Raw genomic sequence first — 20,736 nt, 5'->3', positions numbered from 1 at the left:
AAATTATTAATATGATAATTTGGAGGGGTTCTTTTTTAGAATTGTGTAATCTGAAGTTTAATTTTTATGTACCTTGATAAATCTCACTTTCTCTAGATGAAGCGTCCATTGTACTATTGCTATTAAGTAGGGTATTTTGTACTTTCGTAGACCGTTTTTAGAACGGAATAATTTAACAACCTAATACATAAATATATGGCATTTGATATTGATATGATCAAGAAGGTTTATGCAAGTATGGCAGAGCGTGTAGACGCGGCTCGTGATCTTGTAGGTAAGCCCCTTACACTTTCTGAAAAGATTTTATATTCTCACCTTTGGGATGGGAAGCCTTCTACGGCATTTACACGTGGTAAAGACTACGTAGACTTTGCTCCAGATCGTATCGCTTGTCAAGATGCTACGGCGCAAATGGCGCTATTGCAGTTTATGCAGGCTGGTAAGGATAAAGTAGCAGTACCTACAACGGTACACTGTGATCACCTTATACAAGCAAAAGAAGGTGCAGCAACAGACCTTAAAAATGCAAACAATGTCTCTAGCGAGGTTTTTAACTTCTTAGAGTCGGTTTCAAATAAATACGGTATTGGTTTTTGGAAACCAGGAGCTGGTATTATACACCAGGTAGTTCTTGAAAACTACGCGTTTCCTGGAGGAATGATGATTGGTACAGATTCTCACACAGTAAACGCTGGTGGTCTAGGTATGGTCGCGATAGGAGTAGGTGGAGCAGATGCTGTAGATGTTATGGCAGGTATGGCTTGGGAGCTTAAATTCCCAAAGCTTATAGGTGTAAAACTTACAGGTACCATTTCAGGATGGACAGCGCCAAAAGACGTTATCCTTAAAGTAGCAGAGATTCTTACTGCAAAGGGTGGTACAGGTGCTATTGTAGAGTACTTTGGCCCTGGGGCAGAGTCTTTATCTTGTACTGGTAAGGGTACTATCTGTAATATGGGAGCAGAGATAGGAGCAACCACTTCTACATTTGGATATGATGCTTCTATGGAGCGTTATTTACGTGCTACAGATCGTGCAGATGTTGCAGATGCTGCAAACAATGTAAAAGAATACCTTACTGCAGATGCAGATGTATATGCAAATCCAGAACAATATTTTGACCAAGTAATTGAGATTAACCTTACTGAGCTTAACCCATTACTTAACGGTCCTTTTACTCCAGACCTTTCTACAGCTGTAGGGTCAGATATGACAGAGAAGGCAACAAAAAATGAGTGGCCACTAGAAGTAGAGTGGGGACTTATAGGTTCCTGTACAAACTCTTCTTATGAAGATTTATCTAGAGCTTCATCTATTGCTCAACAAGCACTAGATAAAGGAATAAAAATGAAAGCAGAGCTTGGTATCAACCCAGGATCTGAGCTTGTACGTTATACAACAGAGCGTGATGGTATCTTAGATATTTTTGAAAATCTAGATGCTAAGATATTTACAAATGCTTGTGGACCTTGTATCGGGCAGTGGGCTCGTTACAGCGATCCTAAAAATGCGCCAAAAAACAGTATCGTACACTCGTTTAATAGAAACTTTGCAAAGCGTGCAGATGGTAACCCAAATACTCACGCCTTTGTAGCATCACCAGAGATTACTGCTGCTATAGCAATTGCAGGTAGACTTGATTTTAACCCTATGACAGATACGCTTCTTAATGAAGATGGTCAAGAGGTTAAGTTTGATGAGCCTACAGGATGGGAATTACCTCCTAAAGGATTTGAAGTTCAAGATAATGGTTACTTAGCTCCGGTAGAAGATGGAAGTGGTGTCGTTGTAAGTGTATCTCCAGATTCTGAAAGGCTAGAGCTCTTAACGCCATTTACACCTATTCAAGATAGTGAGATGCAGGGTATGAAGTTACTTATCAAAGCATTTGGTAAGTGTACAACAGACCACATCTCTATGGCAGGACCTTGGTTACGTTATAGAGGACACTTAGATAACATTTCTAACAACTGTCTTATAGGTGCTGTAAACGCCTTTGGAAAAAAGACAAACTTTGTTAAAAATCAACTTACAGGTGAGTATGGTGGAGTGCCAGACACACAACGTGAGTATAAAAAGGCAGGAATTAAAACTGTAGTTGTAGGAGATCATAACTATGGTGAAGGTTCTTCTCGTGAGCACGCGGCAATGGAGCCTCGCCACCTAGGCGTAGCTGCAGTGATTGTAAAATCTTTTGCACGTATACACGAGACAAACTTAAAGAAGCAAGGTATGTTAGGTCTTACCTTCCAGAACGAGGCAGATTATGACCTTATTCAAGAAGATGATACTTTTAACTTTATAGATATTGCAGATTTTGCTCCAGATACTCCACTTACAGTAGAGATCGTTCACGCAGATGGAAGCAAAGACACTATTAAAGTAAACCACACGTACAACGATGCTCAAATCGCTTGGTATCGTGAGGGAAGTGCTCTTAACTTAATCAAAAAAGAAAGCGCTGCATAAGCACATCTCTTTTAAGTATATAAAAAAACTCCGCTAGTAATAGCGGAGTTTTTTTGTTTATGCTGGTTTGCCTGTGTAAGCGCCAGATGAGTAGGTTAACTCATAACTATGTGTGTATACTTCAAAAACAATCCCAAAAGGATCTTCTACATAGCACATCTTAAATGGTTTCTCTTTTGGGTAATACTCACGTATAGGCATTCTTTGTTTTCCTCCGTGAGCGACTATTTTTTCTACTAGCTCTTCAATTTGAGGGTCTTGTATACAAAAGTGAAATAACCCAGTATTAAAAGGATTAAATGCAGGAGCTTCTTTCACTCCGTGCGGAAATGAAAATAGCTCCACACCGATACCGTCTGATGTGGCTAGGTGTGCAATTTCAAATTCTTCCCAGTCTGTCCCAAAAACGTCAATACACATTTGCCCTATCGCAGTATCTGTTTCTTTTTTTACGGTAGATGGTTCCATAATTACATACCATCCCATAACCTCTGAGTAAAATTGTACTGCTGCTTTTATATTTGGAACGGTAAGCCCAATGTGAGAAAATGACTTTGGATAATTATTTTCTGTTTTCATAGATTGTTATTTTAAAGTCAAAATTAGAGTATATTGTCCCATAAGGCAATAACGCACCATATGGTATGATAGTTACTAAAAGGTGTAAATTAATGATTATTAAATGATTAAAAACTAAACTTTTGGAAAACAATAACATTTGTCCACTTCATTATACGATGCAACTTATAGGCACAAAGTGGAAACCGCTTGTACTTTTTCATTTACTTGACCAGCCGCTTAGATCTGGTCAACTCCAAAAGCACATTAAAGGGATATCAAATAAAATGTTTACTCAAACGGTAAGAGAGCTCGAGAGGGATGGACTGGTTTTTAGAAAAGTATTTCCTGTAGTGCCGCCTAGAGTAGAATACGGTCTTACTAAGAGAGGAGAAACGCTTAGAGATATACTACTCAGTTTAGATAAATGGGGAGTAGATGATGCTGCGAGTAGCTAGTATTTATAAGATGCTCTTGTGATGATTAACAGTTTTGAGTACGCTTTCGCGAAAGCGTGAATCACCTTTCAATATTTACTAGAGTTGTAAGAAAATGTTAAAATGCTCGACATAGCTTATGATCACTAACTTCATAATGCGATGTCAAAAATTTGGTTTTTAGAAGATGTAAATGTTTTTGGAGCCTTATGCCCACACAAAACAAAAAGATATAGAGAGCGTAATCATTTTTGCCAGTACGGAAAGCAAGATTATATCTACTTTGAGGAAGATGCGGCTACAAAGGTCTATCTTATAGAAAAGGGTAAGGTAAAACTAGGTTACTATGCCGAAGATGGTAAAGAAGTGGTACGTGCAATACTTACAAAGGGAGAATTATTTGGCGAAAAAGCAATACTAGGTGAGGAGTCTCGCAGTGAGTTTGCACAATCTCTAGATGCTCAAACTATGGTGTGCCCAGTGCCAGTAGGGCAGATGCAGGAGTTAATGCGGTCTAATAGAGCCTTTAGTCTCAAAGTATATAAGTTTTTAGGAATGCGTTTTAAAAAATTAGAACGACGTTTAGATTTGTTACTTTTTAAAGATGCCACGACTCGTGTAAAGGAATTTCTTGATGAACTTGCCGAAGATTTTGGCTATTGCTGCCCTAATACTGGAGACACAGTAATAAAACACCCATATACACAAAAAGATATTGCCAGTCTTATAGGAACCTCACGTCCTACTTTAAATGCTATAATGAATGATCTTAAGGCAGTAAATTTTTTAGACTTCTCGCGCAATGAAATTAGACTTAAAGTCGCATAATTTTTCCAAATGTAAGCTAGCTTACATTTAAAGATAACAGATGGTAATAGTTTTACAGTATAAAAAACAAATTACTATCAAATGAAAAAACAATTGCTATTAGGATGCTTAGCTCTAGGAGCTTTATTTGCATCTTGTGAGTCTGATGATGACAACACAAACACAATCACTCCAGAGGCAGGTATGCTAGAAGGAGGTCCATTTACATTTTTTGTAGACGGTATGCCAGATATGGTAACAGGAGTCTCAGTGAGTGGTGAACTTGCTGGTGACGTTACTACCTTTGTGGTAACAGATGCAGATCGTAATATTTTAGGAATCCCACCTACAATTGATGCCTTAGAAGGAGTAAACTTTGATGATGCTGGAGTAGGTGCTTGTTATGTGTACCATCTTGCTTATCAAGACGGTCTAGCTGGACTTGCAATGGGTGAAAATCTAGATGAATTTTCTGGAGATTTTGATTTATCTAACTTTATTATCGTAAATCGTAATGCAGGACCTATGGCTGCAGAGATTGTAGGAGGACCTTTTGAGTTTTGTGTAGATGGAACACCAGATATGGTGAGCGGTTTATCACTTACTGGAGATTCTGTAGGATCTGAGAGAACGTGGGTAATCACGTCAGACACAGGGGAGATTTTAGGATTACCACCTACACTTGAAGCGGTACAAACTGTAGTAGATTTTGATACTGCCGGACCTGGAGTATGTCTTATATGGTATATGAGATATGAAGAAGGTGTAGAGGGTCTAGAAGTAGGAGGAAATACAAACGATCTCACTGGACCTTTTGATCTTTCAGAACCTGTAGAAGTTGTGCGTAACCAAACCCTAGCTGCCGAAATTACGGGAGGTCCTTTTACCTTTACTGTAGATGGCACGCCAGATATGGTTTCTGGTTTAGGCCTTACAGGTGACAGTATGGGGTCGCTTAATACTTGGGTAATTACATCAGATACTGGTGAGATTTTAGGATTGCCACCTACGCTTACAGCTGTAGAGGGAGTAAACTTTGACGATGCAGGTACAGGCGTTTGTCTTATCTGGTACCTACGTTATGAAGATGGAGTTGAAGGTTTAATGGTGGGAGCAAATGCAAATGATCTAGAAGGATGTTATGATCTTTCTGAGCCTGTAACGGTTACCCGTAACTAGCGGTTACACCATTTTAATAATAAAATATGTAAGTTTAATGCGTGTATACGACTGTTGTATACACGCATTATTTTTTATGAAAAAGCAAAAGAAGTTTACCTGGCAAAATGTTCTATTTATAGTAGGGATATTGTTGTTACTTATACCACAAACTAGAACGCCTATACAGGTGGCCTTAAATAAAGTTAAGGTGGCATTTTTTTCTCCTTCCGCTTTCGCGAAAGCAGACCAGCAACAACTTAAGCCATTTACATATAGCCTTACATCACTAGATGGAGTGCCCAAAGAAGTATCTATAGGAACAGGAAAAGTAACCTTTATAAGTTACTGGGCTACCTGGTGCCCGCCCTGTATAGCAGAGCTACCATCTATAGAAGCTTTATATAAAGATTATGGCGACAAAGTAGAATTTTTACTTATCACAAATGAAAACCCAGAAGTAGTAGCCAAGTTTATGGCAAAAAAAGATCACAAACTACCGGCTGTCTTACCGGCTATGGAAACTCCAGAACAACTCTTTGAGCGTTCTATACCTACAACATATATTATAGATAAAACAGGTCATATCATTATAAAAGAAAAAGGAGCTTCAAACTGGAACAGCGATACTGTGCGTACTACACTAGATGAGCTTATTACCGAAGATTAATCTTCCATTCTCCAGAAGATAAATGGAATCTCTGTATCCTCTGCAGAGATGGTCGCTGTGAGCACATCATCAAAGTAAGAGTACGTAATTATCTTTGGGAACTCATTATCAGGATTTACAGCTGTAAATGCACTGTTTGTATGTTGAGTGATTTTAAAAAGTGTAGGCTTTTCATTAGGGCCACTTATAGAAAGCATCCACTGTTCTTGCTTTTTGTAAATGCGCATACGTTCATTAAAAACTGTATCCTCGTCTTCTATAGTATAACCGTGACCTCTCAAGTCTTCGCTAGTTGCCGCCCTCCAGTGTTCTGACGTTGCACTACCACCTTTACTATTAGTACGTTCCCAATCACCTATGAGGTAATCAAATTGACTACTAACAACAGCGTGTTTCTCTTCATTTTTACAAGAGTAGAGAAGGAGAGTAAAGAGAGATAATAAAAGTAATGTGTAGCGCATAATGATGACGATTATACCTTATCCGTGCATTGTTTCTTTAACGCTTAGATCTTTCATTACTTGCTTTTCAAAATCAAGTAATTCTTGCCACTTGGCATCTACCTTTTTACGATCTCCATATTGACGAGCAAAATTTAAGAACATTGTGTAGTGTCCCGCCTCACTTATCATAAGCTTACGGTAAAACTTAGCGAGTTTTTTATCTTCTAGTTGTTCAGAAAGTAATCTAAAGCGCTCACAACTTCTTCCTTCTATAAGTGCTGCTACGAGTAATCTATTTATCAAGCTTTCTACTCTTGAGCCACCTTTTGGGAAGTAAAAACGTAGTTTATGTACATATTCATCTTTACGCTCTCTACCTAGATGTAAACCTCGTTCTACCATAAGGTCGTGCACCATTTTAAAATGGCTCATCTCCTCGATAGCTAGATCACTCATTGCAGCTACAAGTTCTGAGTATTCTGGAAAACCTATAATAAATGAGATTGCGCTAGAGGCTGCTTTTTGCTCACAATATGCGTGATCTGTAAGGATTTCTTCTATGTTTTTTTCTACAATATTTACCCACCTTGGATCTGTAGGTAGTTTAAGATGTAGCATCTGTATTGCTTCTTTATTTTCCATAGCAAAGGGTTTTATAAGTCTAGGTCAAAGGTCTTTCTCAAAATATCTAGAGCAGGATTCTGCTCTCTTAATTTATCGTATTTTTCTTGAGGAGTGTAGGCATATTTGCGCTGTACTTCTTCATTTACAGTGATATTAAGGGTAATATCATAGTTTTTTAAACTTCTTTTTAAATATTCAAGTAGTGGGCCTTGAGCTCGTTCTACCTCAATTTTCATTGTTTCGTTAGGGTACTCTAGTTCTATGGTAGTACCGTTAAGAGTAGGCTGGTCTGCCTCAAGATTTGAAGCGATGATGCGTTCTCCTTTTTGTAGTAATTTTTGTACGTAAGAAGCCCAAGCGGCTTGCATTGCAATTTCTGTAAAAGGTTCTGATGGCAGGTTTTGCACATCTACTTTTTTATCTGCCTTTTGTTGCTCAAGTTCTTTTTTGCGTTGTAAGCCTTTTAGAGAAAGCCCTGATACTCTGTCCTTACGTATAGATAGGCTTGGTGTTGCCTGTGTAGTAGGTGAGCCTTGAGCAGGTACAGGTTGCTCTGGTTGAGCAGGAGTAGCTGGACTTACTTGTTCTGTTACTGGTGCAGTTGCATTAGCTTCGGCGCTAGTTGGTGAGACTTGCGTAGTCACTTGGGACTCGTTATCGCTTACTGGAGTAGCTATATTGTGATTTACGGGCTGCTTTTCTGTAATAGCTGGTTCTTGCGCCTGTTGTACAGGTGATGTTTGTTGAGTTTGCGTAGGGCTATGTACTGTTTGCTCTTGTGTAGTTTGCGGTTGTGCTACTTGCTGTACGGCCGGAGTGCTAACTTGAATTTGTTCTGTTTGTGTAGCACCTACCTTGTAATAAGATGGCGGAACTATGAATGGACCGTCATTTTTTTTTTCTCCATCAAAAGTGATAGAGGCAAGTTGCATAAGGCTTAGTTCTACCAGTAATCTCTGGTTACGGCTAGTTCTATATTTGAGATCACAACTGTTTGCAATATCTATCGCTTCCATTAAGAAAGCCATTGTTGTCTTTTGTGATTGCTCGTAATATTTTTTCTTAGTACTGTCACCTACTTCTAGTAAATGTATTGTAGGTGGGTTTTTACAAACCATTAGGTCTCTAAAGTGGGATGCAAGACCTGCGATAAAGTGATGCCCGTCAAAACCTCTTGCCAGGATATCATTAAACTGTACGAGCACCTGCGGGATATCATTTGCGAGTAAAAGATCTGTAGTGGTAAAGTAGGTGTCGTAATCTAATACGTTTAGGTTTTCGGTTACTGCTTTTCGCGAAAGCGTCTTTCCACTAAAACTTACTACTCTGTCAAAAATTGATAATGCGTCACGCATTGCTCCATCTGCTTTTTGTGCGATAATGTGCAGTGCTTCTTCGTCTGCTTCTATCCCTTCTTCGGCAGCGATTTGTACTAGGTGCTTGCGCGCGTCTGCTACTGTGATACGTTTAAAGTCAAATATTTGACAACGTGAGAGTATAGTAGGTATGATTTTATGCTTCTCTGTGGTGGCAAGTATAAATATGGCGTGCTTAGGTGGTTCTTCAAGCGTTTTAAGAAAAGCATTAAAGGCCGCTGCAGAGAGCATATGGACCTCATCTATAATATAGACTTTGTATTTACCTACCTGAGGAGGTATACGTACTTGATCTATGAGGCTTCGTATGTCATCTACAGAATTATTTGAAGCGGCATCTAGCTCAAAAACATTGAAGGCAAAGTCTTCATCTGGGCTAGTATTTTCGTCTGTATTTATCTGTTTTGCTAGTATACGTGCACAACTCGTCTTTCCCACTCCTCTAGGACCACAAAAAAGTAGTGCCTGTGCTAGGTGGTTGTTTTGAATCGCATTTTCAAGTGTGTTAGTAATAGCCTGTTGTCCCACAACATCTTTAAAGGTGGTTGGGCGATATTTTCGAGCTGATACTATGAAGGGTTCCATACTCACAAATATAAAGGGGTATGTAAAATTATACTAGTGAGTATGGTTTCTTTCTTGTTTACTTATTAACAGTAAGGGCAGATACTTTTTGATCTATGACCTTTACCATTATTTGATAGCTGTGACTTGCCATCTCATCTCTACCGCTCCATTTTTCTGCATTTGAGATTGCTTTTTTGCGGTACGACTTTAGACGCCTCAGTTTTTCTGAGGAATAGAATAGGGATTTCATATAAGAGTGTTTAAGGTTTGCCGTCGTAAAATAGAAAAAATCTTACAATACTTAATAGAAAATCACAATATTTTGTTAAAAAGTTATGAAAGTCGTGATATCTCTTTTTCTATTTCGGCAGCTTCTGCATATAGCTTATCGCTTGCACTTCGATCACTCTTAGATAGTTGGAAGGCTTGTTCCAGTATTTTTTTATGTTTTTCTTGTAGTTTTTCAACTGGGCTTTTCTTTTTAAATAATCCAAACATTTCTTTTTTCTTTTAAAGATACAGCTTGTAGCGGTCTTTTTCAAGGCTACCGCTGCCTGTTTTACAATTGGGGGCATATTTTCTACAATTCGGTAAGTACTACTTTAAAAACAAGTAGTTTGATATGATATTTACACCATCAATCAATAACAAAGTAATTATGAGAACTTCAGATCAAGAAAACAAATATCAAAGAGCACAAGCAAGAGTAGGAGAACTTAAAGAGTTTTATAACCATCTAGGCATTTATTTAATTTTTGTCGTATTCTTTCTAGCGCTTAACTATTTTACGAGCGGTTATTTTTGGGCAATCTTCCCTATATTAGGTTGGGGGCTTGGTATATTGGGCCACGCAGCAAATACCTTTAGATGGAATCCTTTTTTCTCAAAAGACTGGGAGCAGCGCAAGATAGATGAGTACTTACGTAATGATGATTTAAAATAATAACATATGGAAACGCCACAAGAAAAATATCAAAGAGCTGCGGCTCACGTACAAAAGGTGCGTAAGTTTTATGGTAAAATCATAAATGCTGTCATCGTTTGTGCCGTTATCGCGGGGATAAATTATTATGTAAATGAGTTTAGAAATCCTTGGGTACTGTGGGTAGTAGGATTCTCACTTCTAGGTATTGTGATAGACGGTCTCAAGCTGTTTGGTCTAGGTATCTTTTTAGGAAAAGGGTGGGAACAGCGCAAAATACAAGAACACCTAGAGAGAGATGAAAGAGAAAATTCTTCAAACCCTATAATAAGAAAGTAATGGAGTACAGTAAAGAAAAATATGAACGCGCAAAAAAACGCGTAGCAGATGAGAAAGGTTTTTATAATCACCTTACCGTCTATCTCGTAATAAACACCTTACTACAGCTGTTTTATTCAGGTATCTTTTTTGACTTACATATCGGTGAGTATGCGCCGTGGTGGGTGCGATTTACAACACCATTTTTCTGGGGATTGTCTCTATTTATACACTGGATTTATGTTTTTAAAGGCTTTAGATTTTTAAAAGGCATACGTAAGTGGGAAGAGCGCAAGATTAAAGAGTTTATGCAAGAAGAGGAGGAAGAGTTTTCTTCACGCTTTCGCGAAAAATAGAAGCTATGAAAACGTTACTACTCACACTCCTGCTAGTTATAACTTCTATATCTAGCGCTCAAGGAGATTTTGTTATAAACAATGTAACCCTATTTAATGGAGAAGAAATTTTAGAAAACCGCTCTGTAGCAGTAAGTAACGGAACGATAACTAAAGTATCTAAAAGACCCCAAAAAGCCGAAACCATCATAGATGGGCAAGGCAAATTCTTAATGCCAGCTCTTACAAATGCACACGTGCACACGTGGGCATTACCACAGCTCAAAGAAGCAGCTCAAGCAGGAGTGCTCAACCTACTAGATATGCACGGTATGGAACCTATGCAAAAAGCAATGGTAGATGCCAGAACCTCTCTAGATGGTGCCAGATTATACAGAGCGGGATATGCTGCCACCACAGAGGGTGGTCACGGTTCACAATATGGATTTCCTATACCCACTTTAAGTAAATCAGCAGATGCTGAAACGTGGGTGAATGACAGAGTAGCTGCAGGTGTAGATTATATTAAAATAATAGTAGAGCCGTGGAAAAAGACACTAGATAAAGAAACGGTAGCACAGATTATAAAAGAAGCACACAAAGCAAGTAAAATTGCAGTTGTACACGTTTCAAATGAAGAAGATGCTTATAATTCTTTAATTAGTGATGCAGATGGACTCGTACATATCTATCACGATAAACCTATGACAGACCAGCATTTACAAGAGCTAGTAGAAGAGAAGGACTTCTTTGTAATTCCTACAATTTTAACCACAGTGTTGATACAGCCTTTGTACTTTAATAAAACTAAAGAGGAGACAGCTCTTATAGAAGCAAATCTTTTAAAAGAAGTAAAACGTTTGTATGACGCTGGTATACCTATACTAGCAGGTACAGATCCACCGAATGCAAATATTAATATAGGAAGTGATTTGTATAAAGAGTTAGCTTTTTTCGCGAAAGCGGGATTACCCATAGAGGCTGTACTAGCAAGCGCTACGTCACTACCTGCAGAGAAGTTCTTTCTAGAAGGAGTAGGGTACATAAAGAAAGGCTATAAAGCAGATTTGCTATTGCTGGAGCAATCACCAGTAAATGATGTAATGAAGCTCAATACATTATCACATATCTGGAAAGAAGGTACTCTTGTCGAGCAAGAATAAGAATTAGTATTTTTACGTAAATCAAAGCATAAATAAATGAATGTACTCATCATAGAAGACGAAAAACCATCTGCTAGAAGACTTAATAGAATGCTCGCCGAACTAGGAGTAACTGTAAACGAAATGCTACACTCTGTAGCAGAGGCAGTGGCTTGGTTTAAGTCTAATGCGCATCCTGATTTGATTTTTTTAGATATCCAATTATCTGATGGTTTGTCTTTTGAAATTTTTGATGAGATAGAGGTAAAGAGTGCTATTATTTTCACCACAGCTTTTGATGAGTATGCTTTACAAGCTTTTAAACTTAACAGCGTAGATTATTTACTTAAACCCATAGATGACGAAGATCTTGAGAAGGCGGTAAACAAGTTTAAGGAGCGCGCTCCTAAGCCGCAAGATGTGGCACTTAACTTTGAAGATATACGTAAGCTTCTAGGCGCTACGCCGGTAGAGCGGGAGTATAAAAAGCGTTTTACTACTAAGATAGGGCAGCATATAAAAATGATTCCTATAGACGAGATTGAGTGTTTTTATAGTGAAAACAAAGGGACATATGCAGGCACTATAGAGGGTCGCAATTACTTGCTAGATACTACGCTAGAGCTTCTGGAAAATGATCTGGAGCCTGAGACATTCTTTCGTGTAAGCAGAAAGTATTATGTAAATATTAATGCCATTGCAGATATTATAGCATACACAAATTCTAGACTTAAGATAAAGCTTAACAACTGGGATGAGCAAGAAATAATTGTGAGCCGTGAGCGCGTAAAAGATTTTAAAACCTGGATTGCTTAATCTTCAAGGTTTTCATTAAAAGCACTTGGAAGCATTTTTGGGATAAGTCTCACGAGTATAGGTAGTAACAAACCACCTCCAGGCAGCAAAAATACTGCGAGTGACGGTATACTTTTACAAATATCTAATAGCTGATTTTTTACTAGTTTTCGTTCGTCTTTAGATAAATCCCGCGTAGTAGATTGACCCAGTAATATGACCAGATCGCGGCTCTCACGTATCTCTCTTACTAGTCTTTTACTATTACGAGAGATGAGATTACTTACCGTGCTAGTGGTTTGGTTATAAAAATGCTTTACAGGATTACTGTAGTTGAGATAGGCAACTTCATCACTATGCTCGGTAAGGAAGGTTTTTACAGCAAGTACACCCTCTAGATAACCTTTTTCATCTAGGCCCATTACTGTGCAAAATTCCATAATAAAAAGACGCTCGTGCTCATCTATTTTTTGATCATCCCAAAGGGATAAACTACATAAGTCAAGCAGGTATTGTTGCTCTAACGGTTCTGTGACTATACTTAAGTCTATCTCTGTAACCCGTGTATGTGTGTGCTTAATTAATGAATTATAACGTAGCGAACTTTCAAAAAGTTTTATAAGTAACTTGTTGTACTCATCTTTACTTTCCTTTTGTTGCAGGGCTAGCCAGATGGTCTCAGTAAGTACAGCTTCTAGCTTTTTTGCATACTCATAAGGATCTTGTTGTGTAATAAGGTAGTGGTCAAAACTTAAGATATCTATATAAACCAGTGCATTAGTTATAATGTGACTAAAGTTTTTTTGTAAAACAGACTCGTTAGTCTGTACACGCTGGTGTATGATTTTTTCTACTTTATACTCAAGTGACCCTTTACCTATAGGGATATTTATGATGTACTGTTCCTTCTTATCAAGTAATTTATAAAAAGCGATGATGGCCTCTAGGCAATCTTCTTTTCTTGCATTTGTAATAGTATCGTAATAGGTGAATGCAAGTGCGTCAAAAAGGTTAACCTTTGTTTTTTCTTGAGTAGTCCAGGTAAGACCTTTTGATTCTTTTTCTGTAAGCGTATCTAGTGAGTGCCCATAAATAAATCCCACTGCTCGCAAAGCCTCGTAGAAGTGTTCTTCATTCATCTCATTCTTGTCTATAAAATCAAGAAATGATGAGAAGTGCTTTTTTATCCAGCCAGTTGCAGAGGGATTCATTTTATTTACTTTTTAAGTAGATTGCTACTTATTATGCATTTTTTTGAGCAGTAAGCTCTGCAATTTTTACAATGACCTCAACGGCTTTCATCATACTCTCTACGGGAACATACTCATACCTCCCGTGAAAGTTATGTCCACCAGCAAAGATATTAGGGCAAGGTAGTCCCATAAAAGATAGTTGAGATCCATCTGTACCACCACGTATAGGTTTTATGAGTGGCTCTATATCAAGCGCCTTCATAGCTTCTTCTGCAATGTCTACAATGTGCATTACAGGCTCTACCTTCTCGCGCATATTAAAATATTGATCTTTTACCTCAACGGTAACAAGCTCTTTTTCTAGCTGTGCATTAAGCTCATCTGCCAGTTGTACCATCATAGCCTTGCGAGCTTCAAAATGTCCTTTATCGTGATCTCTTATGATGTACTCAAGTTTTGTATTATCTACACTCCCTTCTATATTATGAAGGTGAAAGAATCCTTCTCTATCTGAGGTATGCTCTGGAGTTTCTAGTCTCGGTAAGCTATTTATATAATCTGTCGCGATATACATACTATTTACCATCTTACCTTTTGCATACCCTGGATGCACTATTTTACCCTCTATGGTAACTACAGCACCTGCGGCATTAAAATTTTCATACTCTAGCTCGCCTATCTGGCTACCGTCCATCGTGTATGCCCAGGCAGCACCAAATTTTTCTACATCAAATTTATGTGCTCCGCGGCCTATTTCTTCATCTGGCGTAAAGCCTACACGTATCTTACCGTGTTTTACTTGAGGATTTGCCAGCAAGTATTGCATTGCTTCCATAATCTCAGTTATCCCAGCTTTATCATCTGCTCCTAGAAGGGTAGTACCATCTGTAGTTACAATAGTTTGACCTTTGTATTGCTTAAGATCTTCAAAATAATCTGGAGATAATACAATATTCTGCTCCTTGTTAAGCATAAGATCGCCTCCATCATAGTTTTCCCATATTTGCGGTTTTACATCTTTACCCGTAAAATCTGGAGTGGTGTCAAAGTGTGCTACAAACCCTATAACTGGCACCTCATAATCTACATTGCTAGGTAAAGTAGCCATCACATATGCATTCTCATCTATAGTAACCTCTGTCATCCCCATAGCTTCTAGTTCATCGCGTAGTTGTCTTGCGAGGTCCCACTGGCACTCAGTACTAGGGGTGGTGTCACTTGCGGGATCACTTTCGGTATAGGTGGTTACGTAGCTTATAAATCTTTTGAGTAGTGCGTCTTTATCTATCATTGTAGGTGGTTATGAGTGCGCTTTCGCGAAAGCGTAAAAAATCATCATTGGGTTCTACTTCAAAAATACCTCTTTTTGGAGTATTTTTGCACCACAGAAATCACCGAAATGTACAAACTCCTCATACGCCCGATTCTATTTTCTTTTGATCCAGAAAAAGTGCACTACTTTACCTTTAGATGGATAAAACGTCTGCATAAACTCGGTCTTTCTGGAATACTCAATAGTATGGGCAAAGTAGAAGATAAGCGCCTAGAGAGAAAAGTATTAGGCCTTACCTTTAAAAACCCCGTGGGTCTTGCCGCAGGGTTTGATAAAGATGCAAAACTTTTTAATGAGCTAGGAGATCTTGGTTTTGGTTTTATAGAGATAGGTACGGTTACACCTAGAGCTCAAGAAGGAAACCCAAAACAGCGCCTCTTTAGACTAAAAGAAGATCAAGGTCTCATAAACAGAATGGGATTTAATAACGGCGGTGTAAAAGAAGCAGCAAAGCGTCTTAAGAATAGAAAGAATAATTCTATTATAATAGGAGGGAACATAGGTAAAAACACCGACACAGACCCAAAAGATTATACAGCAGACTATCTTACGTGTTTCCACGAGTTACATCCCGTGGTAGATTATTTTGTACTCAATGTAAGTTGTCCTAATGTATCTAGTCACGCAAAGCTTAATGATAAGGATTACCTAGAAGAGCTTATACAAGCAGTACAAAAAGCAAATGCGTCTTATGAGATACAGCGACCTATTGTGCTTAAAATCGCACCAGATCTAAATGACCAGCAGCTGGACGAGATTGTGGCACTTGTAAAAGACACAGGCCTAGATGGTGTGATAGCGAGTAATACATCTGTAAATCGTGAGGGACTTAAAGTTACAGATGCTAGACTAGAAGAGATAGGTAACGGTGGTTTAAGTGGTAAACCTGTAACAGACCGCTCTACAAGAGTTATAAAATATCTAGCAGATAAGAGTAATAGGTCATTTCCTATTATAGGGGTAGGCGGTATACACAGTGCGCAAGATGCGCTAGATAAAATAGAAGCCGGTGCCTCGCTGGTACAATTGTATACTGGTTTTGTGTATGAAGGTCCAAGTCTCATAAAAGACATAAATAAAGCAATACTAGCGAAAGGTTAATACACAACTCTCGTCTACAAGGGTTTATTTACAATTATGAGAAATTCTCACAAACTTATTTTTGCCTCCATTGCCGTTATGCTTTTTGCAATGAAGCCAGATGTGGCAGCATTTATACCACAATGGCTCAAACTTGCAGTTGCGGGCTTGTTACTAGTTTTAGGCTTTTACACAATGTGGAAAGAGCGACAGTGGTAATCGTATTTGCTTTTTCTTTACTTTAGAGCATTATAAACTTATGTCTTTGTGATAGCTTCTTTACTAGCCTTTCTTGCAGCAACTGCCTTACTAGCATTTTCACCAGGGCCAGATAACATATACGTGCTCACCCAGAGTATTGCAAATGGCAGTAAATCTGGACTGGCAACTACAGCAGGACTTATTACGGGTTGCATTGTACATACTACGCTAGTTGCCTTTGGACTCTCTGCAATTATAGCAGCTTCTCCTTATCTGTTTCTTGCTATAAAAATTGTAGGGGCAATTTACTTACTCTACCTGGCTTATAAAGTATTTAAAAGCGACAGTACCATAAACCTAGCAGAAGGAGCGCCAAAGAAAACATATCTCGAACTCTTTAAACAAGGCGTACTTATGAATATCCTTAACCCCAAGGTGACTATATTTTTCCTAGCATTTTTTCCAGGTTTTCTCTGGAATCCTGAGGGTAATACGGTGTTTCAATTTTATGTGTTAGGTCTTTTATTTATGGTAGAGTCGTTTTTGATTTTTGGATCTATAGCCGTTGTTGCTGGTAAAATATCACATATACTTCGCACCAGTGAGAAAGCTGGGGTTGTCTTAAAATGGCTGCAAATTATTGTATTTATTGGTATTGCGATATTTGTGCTGTCAGACTACTAGTTTTCTAATTTATATACAATAGCTTGCCAAGGTCTTAATAAGAATTCTTTAAAAGTTTTATCATCAAGTATCTTGTCATTTGAGATGAGTTTTACTTTTCGGTTGTAGCTTATTGATAATGGCAATGAAAATCGCTCTACCTCGTTAGAAAAATTGAGAAGTATAAGGAACCTCTGGTCCTCTTGGGTTCTTGTATAGCAATATACACGCTCGTGCTCTGGCCGTATGCACTCATAATCTCCATATACTAGCGCTGGGTGCGCTTGTCTTAGTGCAGTAATATCTTTAAAATAAGAAAGAACAGAGTGCTTGGATTTTAGCTGGGCTTCTACATTTACTCCATTTTCATAATCTGGATTTACTTTTATCCAGGGAGTTGCGCTTGTAAATCCAGCATTTGCGCTTGCATCCCATTGCATAGGTGTGCGTGCATTTTCTCTAGCTGCGTGTTGCTCACTTTGCATAAAAGCTTCTAGATCGCCACCTCGGTTTTGTACAGTTTTGTATCTATTTATAGTGTTTATGTCTCGATAATCTTCTATGTCTGTAAAGCATACATTAGTCATACCTATCTCATCACCTTGATAGAAGTAGGGAGTACCTCTCATAGTGAGTAAAAAGGTATGGAGTAGGGTAGCGCTGTTTTTCCAGTGTTCTGGGCTATCATTCCCCCAGCGGCTTACAGACCGCGGGAAGTCGTGGTTTGCAAGAAATAAAGAGCCCCAACCAGCTTTTTGAAAAGCAGCATCCCAGTCGCTAAATACTTTCTTAAATTCCACAAGACTATAACCTCCTTCTCTCATTTTAAAGACTTCGCCTGGAGCTCTATCTAGGCTCATCAAGTCAAAGTGAAAGAACATATCCATCTCTTTACGGTCTTCGTGTACAAAATCTAGCGCTTGTTCTATAGCTATCCCGGGGCCTTCACCTACGGTAAATGCATCATACTTTGAGATTACCTCTGTATTAAGCTCATTAAGATACTCGTGTACCTTAGGCCCATTTGCATAATAGGCAATATACTCGTGTGGCTCTGTCGCATTTATTTCTGGATAGCTAGTGTCTTTACTTATAAAAGGTATGACATCCATACGGAAACCATCTACTCCTTTTTTAAACCAGAAATGCATCATATCATACACCTCCTTGCGCACGGCTGGGTTTTCCCACTTAAGATCTGGTTGCTTTACGGCAAAGTAGTGTAGGTAGTAAGCATCTGTTTGCTCATCATATTTCCAGGCATTTTCTTCTACATCAAAGTAGCTCCATCTTTTAGGGGGTGTTCCTTTTTCGGCAGGCCACCAGTGAAAGTAATCTCGATAGGCATTATCTCTAGAAGATCTACTCTCTTTAAACCACTTGTGCTCATCACTGCAGTGATTAACTACAAGATCCATAATGAGACGTAACCCTCTTTCTTTCATACCAGAGAGTAGCTCATCAAAATCTTCCATAGTGCCAAACTCTGCCATTATCTTGCGATAATCACGTATATCATAGCCGTTATCATCATTTGGCGAGTCATATACGGGATTCAACCATATAATGGTAACACCAAGACTAGCTATATAATCTAGCTTTTCTATAATACCTCGTAAATCTCCTATACCATTTCCGGTAGTGTCATTAAAGGATCTAGGGTAAATCTGGTATACAATACCTTCTTTCCACCAGGTTTTAGTTTGCGACATAATGTGTAAAATAAGATGAGTTACGAAGTTAGGTATCTATACGCTTTCGCGAAAGCGTAAAAAGGTCTTCTATTAATCTAAGCTCGAGTTTTGATAATCAAGGCGTTAAACAAAAACAGTAGATATATACTTTACTAACTAAATTTTGTAAGAATAATCATCAAAATAAATTGCTAATTTTTTTAAAAGTAGTTAATGTTAAATTCGTAAAACACTGAAAAAGTTATGTTTAATAGGGTTTTGAAAAAGAATTTTCTCACATTGTCGAAAAATTGTAAGAATTTACTTTTTGTTTAGCATTCTGTTTTAGTTTTACAATGTTGATAAAGAACAAGCGCCTTCCCCCTTTAGTTTGTTTCTCAACACTCTCCCCCCGTAATAGATTGACTATATGCACGTTTGTGCACACCATACTATTGTAAAAAAATAGCATAGGATACTGTATTTATTAACCATTTATTATTAATCTAATTTTTTAAACTATGAAAAAATTAATGATCAGTGCTGCGGCGCTAGTATTTGCTACAACACTTGTAGCGCAAGACAATGTAAGCTCTGTAGAGCAAGTAGGAGATGCAAACCTTTCTGGGGTATTACAAGTAGGATCTATTAACAACAACAAACTAGTTACTAAGGGGGACAATAACACTGCAGAGGTAGTATCTCTGGGTAGAAACAACCGTAACGTAAATAGTCAAGGTGGGGATGATAACAACTTTGAAGTATTACAAACTGGAAGTCACAACTCTTCTAGAATTAATCAAGGTCAAGTATCTAGTAACGGTGCTGTAACACGTGTAGGTAATGACAATGAGGCTCGTTTATTACAAGATGGAGTAGGAAACTCTTCTGTAATTAATCAATACTCTGCAACTCCTGGACAATTATCTAATGACAACGAGGCTGTTGTAAGTCAAGTAGGAGATGATAACGCAAGTGTTGTAAGTCAAGACGGAGATTTTAACTTTGCAGACACCGCTCAAAATGGAAATGATAACGACGCTATCGTAAACCAGGTAGGAGATTCTAACTTTTCTGAAGTAGATGCTCAAGGAAACTCTAACGTTGCAAGAGTATATCAAGGTGGACAGTCTAACACAAGTACAATTCTTTCTTCTGGAAATGGAAACTTTGCAGATACTGCTCAACAAGGAACTCTTAATGATTCTACAGTAGATCAGTTTGGAGACGGAAACTCTTCTGAGGTAGACGCACAAGGTAACTCAAACATTGCACGTACGTACCAAGGTGGTAATAATAACGATAGTTCTATATTTTCTACAGGAGATAATAACTTTGCAGATACAGCACAGCAAGGTAATGGTAATAGCTCTGAGGTAATCCAGACTGGAGATTCTAACTTTTCTGAAGTAGATCAACAAGGTAACGGAAACTTAAATTTTGTTTCTCAAGTAAGTAATAATAGTAGCTCTGACGTTTTTCAAGTAGGAGACGGAAATGATACTCGTGTAAATCAGTTAGGTGAGAGCCAGGTGTCTTTTGTATCACAACTTGGTGATTCAAATGTTGCACGTGTTTATCAAGGTGGAAACTCTAACCTAAGTGTTATTGCTCAAGACGGTACTTCAAACTTTGCAGATACAGCACAGCAAGGTGCTAATAACTTATCTGGAGTTTTACAGATAGGAACAGGTAACCAGTCTGAAGTAGATCAATTAGGAACTACAAACCTTTCTTTAGTAGGTCAATTTGGAGCAGGAAACGTATCTACAGTATTACAAGACGGTACGTCTAACGGCTCTCTAGTAGGTCAGTTAGGTACAGGTAACACAAGTACAGTTTCTCAAACAGGTACTGGTAACGCTTCTGTAGTATTACAAGCTGGATTCTAAGCATAAAAACATAAAGCCATTATAGACATTGTAGTTATTATTAATTAATAATTATATAAATGGTGAAAGCACTACCGTAT

23 protein-coding genes are annotated in these 20,736 nt (G+C 38.2%); 14 read left to right on the top strand and 9 right to left on the bottom strand.

All coding sequences use genetic code 11. The features are described 5' to 3' along the window. Positions 1 to 195: 195 nt before the first annotated feature. Positions 196 to 2,469, top strand: a complete 2,274-nt coding sequence (locus tag I597_RS11350; RefSeq protein WP_035324653.1) for an aconitate hydratase — start codon at positions 196 to 198, stop codon at positions 2,467 to 2,469. Positions 2,470 to 2,526: 57 nt separating this feature from the next. On the opposite strand, the gene I597_RS11345 is transcribed toward I597_RS11350, so the two are convergent. Continuing rightward, entirely contained in the window at positions 2,527 to 3,048 is a 522-nt protein-coding gene (locus tag I597_RS11345) for a VOC family protein (RefSeq protein WP_035324654.1), read from the bottom strand. A 158-nt stretch (positions 3,049 to 3,206) separates the two neighbouring features. Between I597_RS11345 and I597_RS11340 the strand changes: the two genes are divergently transcribed. The 4 genes from I597_RS11340 to I597_RS11325 all read left to right on the top strand — a co-directional run bounded on the left by I597_RS11340 (position 3,207) and on the right by I597_RS11325 (position 6,099). Beyond that, on the top strand, positions 3,207 to 3,485 hold the full coding sequence (locus I597_RS11340; protein ID WP_021779281.1) for a winged helix-turn-helix transcriptional regulator: 279 nt from the start codon (positions 3,207 to 3,209) through the stop codon (positions 3,483 to 3,485). A 141-nt stretch (positions 3,486 to 3,626) separates the two neighbouring features. Then, the gene (locus tag I597_RS11335) at positions 3,627 to 4,292 is read left to right on the top strand and encodes a Crp/Fnr family transcriptional regulator (RefSeq protein WP_035324656.1); all 666 of its coding nucleotides are present in this window, start codon (positions 3,627 to 3,629) and stop codon (positions 4,290 to 4,292) included. Between the two features lie 81 nt (positions 4,293 to 4,373). Then, a complete protein-coding gene (locus I597_RS11330; RefSeq protein ID WP_035328537.1) occupies positions 4,374 to 5,450 on the top strand; it encodes a hypothetical protein in 1,077 nt (358 codons plus the stop codon). A gap of 76 nt (positions 5,451 to 5,526) precedes the next feature. Further along, positions 5,527 to 6,099: a TlpA family protein disulfide reductase gene (locus I597_RS11325; protein ID WP_035328540.1), complete on the top strand. Its 573-nt coding sequence runs from the start codon at positions 5,527 to 5,529 to the stop codon at positions 6,097 to 6,099. On the opposite strand, the gene I597_RS11320 is transcribed toward I597_RS11325, so the two are convergent. The 5 genes from I597_RS11320 to I597_RS14920 all read right to left on the bottom strand — a co-directional run bounded on the left by I597_RS11320 (position 6,096) and on the right by I597_RS14920 (position 9,607). Then, on the bottom strand, positions 6,096 to 6,560 hold the full coding sequence (locus I597_RS11320; RefSeq protein WP_035324657.1) for a DUF6265 family protein: 465 nt from the start codon (positions 6,558 to 6,560) through the stop codon (positions 6,096 to 6,098). The two genes, I597_RS11325 and I597_RS11320, sit on opposite strands and share 4 nt — an antisense overlap. An 18-nt stretch (positions 6,561 to 6,578) precedes the next feature. Beyond that, positions 6,579 to 7,160 carry a MiaE family protein gene (locus I597_RS11315; RefSeq protein WP_035328543.1) on the bottom strand — a complete coding sequence of 194 codons (582 nt, stop codon included), beginning with the start codon at positions 7,158 to 7,160 and terminating at the stop codon, positions 6,579 to 6,581. A 35-nt stretch (positions 7,161 to 7,195) separates the two neighbouring features. Further along, positions 7,196 to 9,127 carry a DNA polymerase III subunit gamma/tau gene (locus I597_RS11310; RefSeq protein ID WP_035324658.1) on the bottom strand — a complete coding sequence of 644 codons (1,932 nt, stop codon included), beginning with the start codon at positions 9,125 to 9,127 and terminating at the stop codon, positions 7,196 to 7,198. Positions 9,128 to 9,185: 58 nt separating this feature from the next. Then, positions 9,186 to 9,359, bottom strand: coding sequence for a hypothetical protein (locus tag I597_RS14925; RefSeq protein ID WP_157496190.1), 174 nt, complete (start codon positions 9,357 to 9,359; stop codon positions 9,186 to 9,188). A gap of 83 nt (positions 9,360 to 9,442) precedes the next feature. Further along, the gene (locus I597_RS14920) at positions 9,443 to 9,607 is read right to left on the bottom strand and encodes a Lacal_2735 family protein (RefSeq protein WP_035324659.1); all 165 of its coding nucleotides are present in this window, start codon (positions 9,605 to 9,607) and stop codon (positions 9,443 to 9,445) included. Between the two features lie 160 nt (positions 9,608 to 9,767). Between I597_RS14920 and I597_RS11305 the strand changes: the two genes are divergently transcribed. From I597_RS11305 to I597_RS11285, 5 genes are read left to right on the top strand one after another with little or no spacing between them, the layout of a single operon-like run. Beyond that, complete coding sequence (locus tag I597_RS11305; RefSeq protein ID WP_035328545.1) at positions 9,768 to 10,052, top strand: 2TM domain-containing protein; 285 nt, start codon at positions 9,768 to 9,770, stop codon at positions 10,050 to 10,052. A 6-nt stretch (positions 10,053 to 10,058) separates the two neighbouring features. Further along, positions 10,059 to 10,370, top strand: coding sequence for a 2TM domain-containing protein (locus I597_RS11300; RefSeq protein WP_021779271.1), 312 nt, complete (start codon positions 10,059 to 10,061; stop codon positions 10,368 to 10,370). Further along, on the top strand, positions 10,370 to 10,705 hold the full coding sequence (locus I597_RS11295; protein WP_021779270.1) for a 2TM domain-containing protein: 336 nt from the start codon (positions 10,370 to 10,372) through the stop codon (positions 10,703 to 10,705). The genes I597_RS11300 and I597_RS11295 overlap by 1 nt, the downstream gene beginning before the upstream one ends. Positions 10,706 to 10,710: 5 nt before the next feature. Continuing rightward, positions 10,711 to 11,847: an amidohydrolase family protein gene (locus tag I597_RS11290; protein WP_035324660.1), complete on the top strand. Its 1,137-nt coding sequence runs from the start codon at positions 10,711 to 10,713 to the stop codon at positions 11,845 to 11,847. Positions 11,848 to 11,883: 36 nt separating this feature from the next. Further along, on the top strand, positions 11,884 to 12,642 hold the full coding sequence (locus I597_RS11285; protein WP_035324661.1) for a LytR/AlgR family response regulator transcription factor: 759 nt from the start codon (positions 11,884 to 11,886) through the stop codon (positions 12,640 to 12,642). On the opposite strand, the gene I597_RS11280 is transcribed toward I597_RS11285, so the two are convergent. Continuing rightward, positions 12,639 to 13,832, bottom strand: coding sequence for an LETM1-related biofilm-associated protein (locus tag I597_RS11280; protein WP_035324662.1), 1,194 nt, complete (start codon positions 13,830 to 13,832; stop codon positions 12,639 to 12,641). The two genes, I597_RS11285 and I597_RS11280, sit on opposite strands and share 4 nt — an antisense overlap. 31 nt (positions 13,833 to 13,863) lie before the next feature. Continuing rightward, positions 13,864 to 15,105, bottom strand: a complete 1,242-nt coding sequence (pepT, locus tag I597_RS11275) for a peptidase T (protein WP_035324663.1) — start codon at positions 15,103 to 15,105, stop codon at positions 13,864 to 13,866. Between the two features lie 108 nt (positions 15,106 to 15,213). Here pepT and I597_RS11270 point away from each other — a divergent pair, with 108 nt between their 5' ends. From I597_RS11270 to I597_RS11265, 3 genes are read left to right on the top strand one after another with little or no spacing between them, the layout of a single operon-like run. Next, complete coding sequence (locus I597_RS11270; RefSeq protein WP_035324664.1) at positions 15,214 to 16,248, top strand: quinone-dependent dihydroorotate dehydrogenase; 1,035 nt, start codon at positions 15,214 to 15,216, stop codon at positions 16,246 to 16,248. Between the two features lie 36 nt (positions 16,249 to 16,284). Then, positions 16,285 to 16,446 (top strand): hypothetical protein, encoded by a 162-nt coding sequence (locus I597_RS14915; protein ID WP_157496188.1) that lies wholly within the window; start codon positions 16,285 to 16,287, stop codon positions 16,444 to 16,446. 48 nt (positions 16,447 to 16,494) lie between these two features. Then, a complete protein-coding gene (locus tag I597_RS11265; protein WP_035324665.1) occupies positions 16,495 to 17,112 on the top strand; it encodes a LysE family translocator in 618 nt (205 codons plus the stop codon). Here the strand turns inward: I597_RS11265 and I597_RS11260 are convergent. Continuing rightward, a complete protein-coding gene (locus I597_RS11260; RefSeq protein ID WP_035324666.1) occupies positions 17,109 to 18,803 on the bottom strand; it encodes a glycoside hydrolase family 13 protein in 1,695 nt (564 codons plus the stop codon). The two genes, I597_RS11265 and I597_RS11260, sit on opposite strands and share 4 nt — an antisense overlap. A 482-nt stretch (positions 18,804 to 19,285) precedes the next feature. Between I597_RS11260 and I597_RS11255 the strand changes: the two genes are divergently transcribed. After that, on the top strand, positions 19,286 to 20,656 hold the full coding sequence (locus I597_RS11255) for a hypothetical protein (protein ID WP_081964950.1): 1,371 nt from the start codon (positions 19,286 to 19,288) through the stop codon (positions 20,654 to 20,656). Positions 20,657 to 20,736 lie beyond the last annotated feature (80 nt).

The organism is Dokdonia donghaensis DSW-1 (genome assembly GCF_001653755.1).
GTDB classification, from domain to species: domain Bacteria; phylum Bacteroidota; class Bacteroidia; order Flavobacteriales; family Flavobacteriaceae; genus Dokdonia; species Dokdonia donghaensis.
This window is presented reverse-complemented; position numbering and strand designations above follow the sequence as displayed.

Bases quoted from the DNA above. Each gene is read 5' to 3' on its own strand.
- I597_RS11350 (WP_035324653.1), top strand. From the start codon at position 196: ATGGCATTTGATATTGATATGATCAAGAAGGTTTATGCAAGTATGGCA.
- I597_RS11345 (WP_035324654.1), bottom strand. From the start codon at position 3,048: ATGAAAACAGAAAATAATTATCCAAAGTCATTTTCTCACATTGGGCTT.
- I597_RS11340 (WP_021779281.1), top strand. From the start codon at position 3,207: ATGCAACTTATAGGCACAAAGTGGAAACCGCTTGTACTTTTTCATTTA.
- I597_RS11335 (WP_035324656.1), top strand. From the start codon at position 3,627: ATGTCAAAAATTTGGTTTTTAGAAGATGTAAATGTTTTTGGAGCCTTA.
- I597_RS11330 (WP_035328537.1), top strand. From the start codon at position 4,374: ATGAAAAAACAATTGCTATTAGGATGCTTAGCTCTAGGAGCTTTATTT.
- I597_RS11325 (WP_035328540.1), top strand. From the start codon at position 5,527: ATGAAAAAGCAAAAGAAGTTTACCTGGCAAAATGTTCTATTTATAGTA.
- I597_RS11320 (WP_035324657.1), bottom strand. From the start codon at position 6,560: ATGCGCTACACATTACTTTTATTATCTCTCTTTACTCTCCTTCTCTAC.
- I597_RS11315 (WP_035328543.1), bottom strand. From the start codon at position 7,160: ATGCTACATCTTAAACTACCTACAGATCCAAGGTGGGTAAATATTGTA.
- I597_RS11310 (WP_035324658.1), bottom strand. From the start codon at position 9,127: ATGGAACCCTTCATAGTATCAGCTCGAAAATATCGCCCAACCACCTTT.
- I597_RS14925 (WP_157496190.1), bottom strand. From the start codon at position 9,359: ATGAAATCCCTATTCTATTCCTCAGAAAAACTGAGGCGTCTAAAGTCG.
- I597_RS14920 (WP_035324659.1), bottom strand. From the start codon at position 9,607: ATGTTTGGATTATTTAAAAAGAAAAGCCCAGTTGAAAAACTACAAGAA.
- I597_RS11305 (WP_035328545.1), top strand. From the start codon at position 9,768: ATGAGAACTTCAGATCAAGAAAACAAATATCAAAGAGCACAAGCAAGA.
- I597_RS11300 (WP_021779271.1), top strand. From the start codon at position 10,059: ATGGAAACGCCACAAGAAAAATATCAAAGAGCTGCGGCTCACGTACAA.
- I597_RS11295 (WP_021779270.1), top strand. From the start codon at position 10,370: ATGGAGTACAGTAAAGAAAAATATGAACGCGCAAAAAAACGCGTAGCA.
- I597_RS11290 (WP_035324660.1), top strand. From the start codon at position 10,711: ATGAAAACGTTACTACTCACACTCCTGCTAGTTATAACTTCTATATCT.
- I597_RS11285 (WP_035324661.1), top strand. From the start codon at position 11,884: ATGAATGTACTCATCATAGAAGACGAAAAACCATCTGCTAGAAGACTT.
- I597_RS11280 (WP_035324662.1), bottom strand. From the start codon at position 13,832: ATGAATCCCTCTGCAACTGGCTGGATAAAAAAGCACTTCTCATCATTT.
- pepT (WP_035324663.1), bottom strand. From the start codon at position 15,105: ATGATAGATAAAGACGCACTACTCAAAAGATTTATAAGCTACGTAACC.
- I597_RS11270 (WP_035324664.1), top strand. From the start codon at position 15,214: ATGTACAAACTCCTCATACGCCCGATTCTATTTTCTTTTGATCCAGAA.
- I597_RS14915 (WP_157496188.1), top strand. From the start codon at position 16,285: ATGAGAAATTCTCACAAACTTATTTTTGCCTCCATTGCCGTTATGCTT.
- I597_RS11260 (WP_035324666.1), bottom strand. From the start codon at position 18,803: ATGTCGCAAACTAAAACCTGGTGGAAAGAAGGTATTGTATACCAGATT.
- I597_RS11255 (WP_081964950.1), top strand. From the start codon at position 19,286: ATGAAAAAATTAATGATCAGTGCTGCGGCGCTAGTATTTGCTACAACA.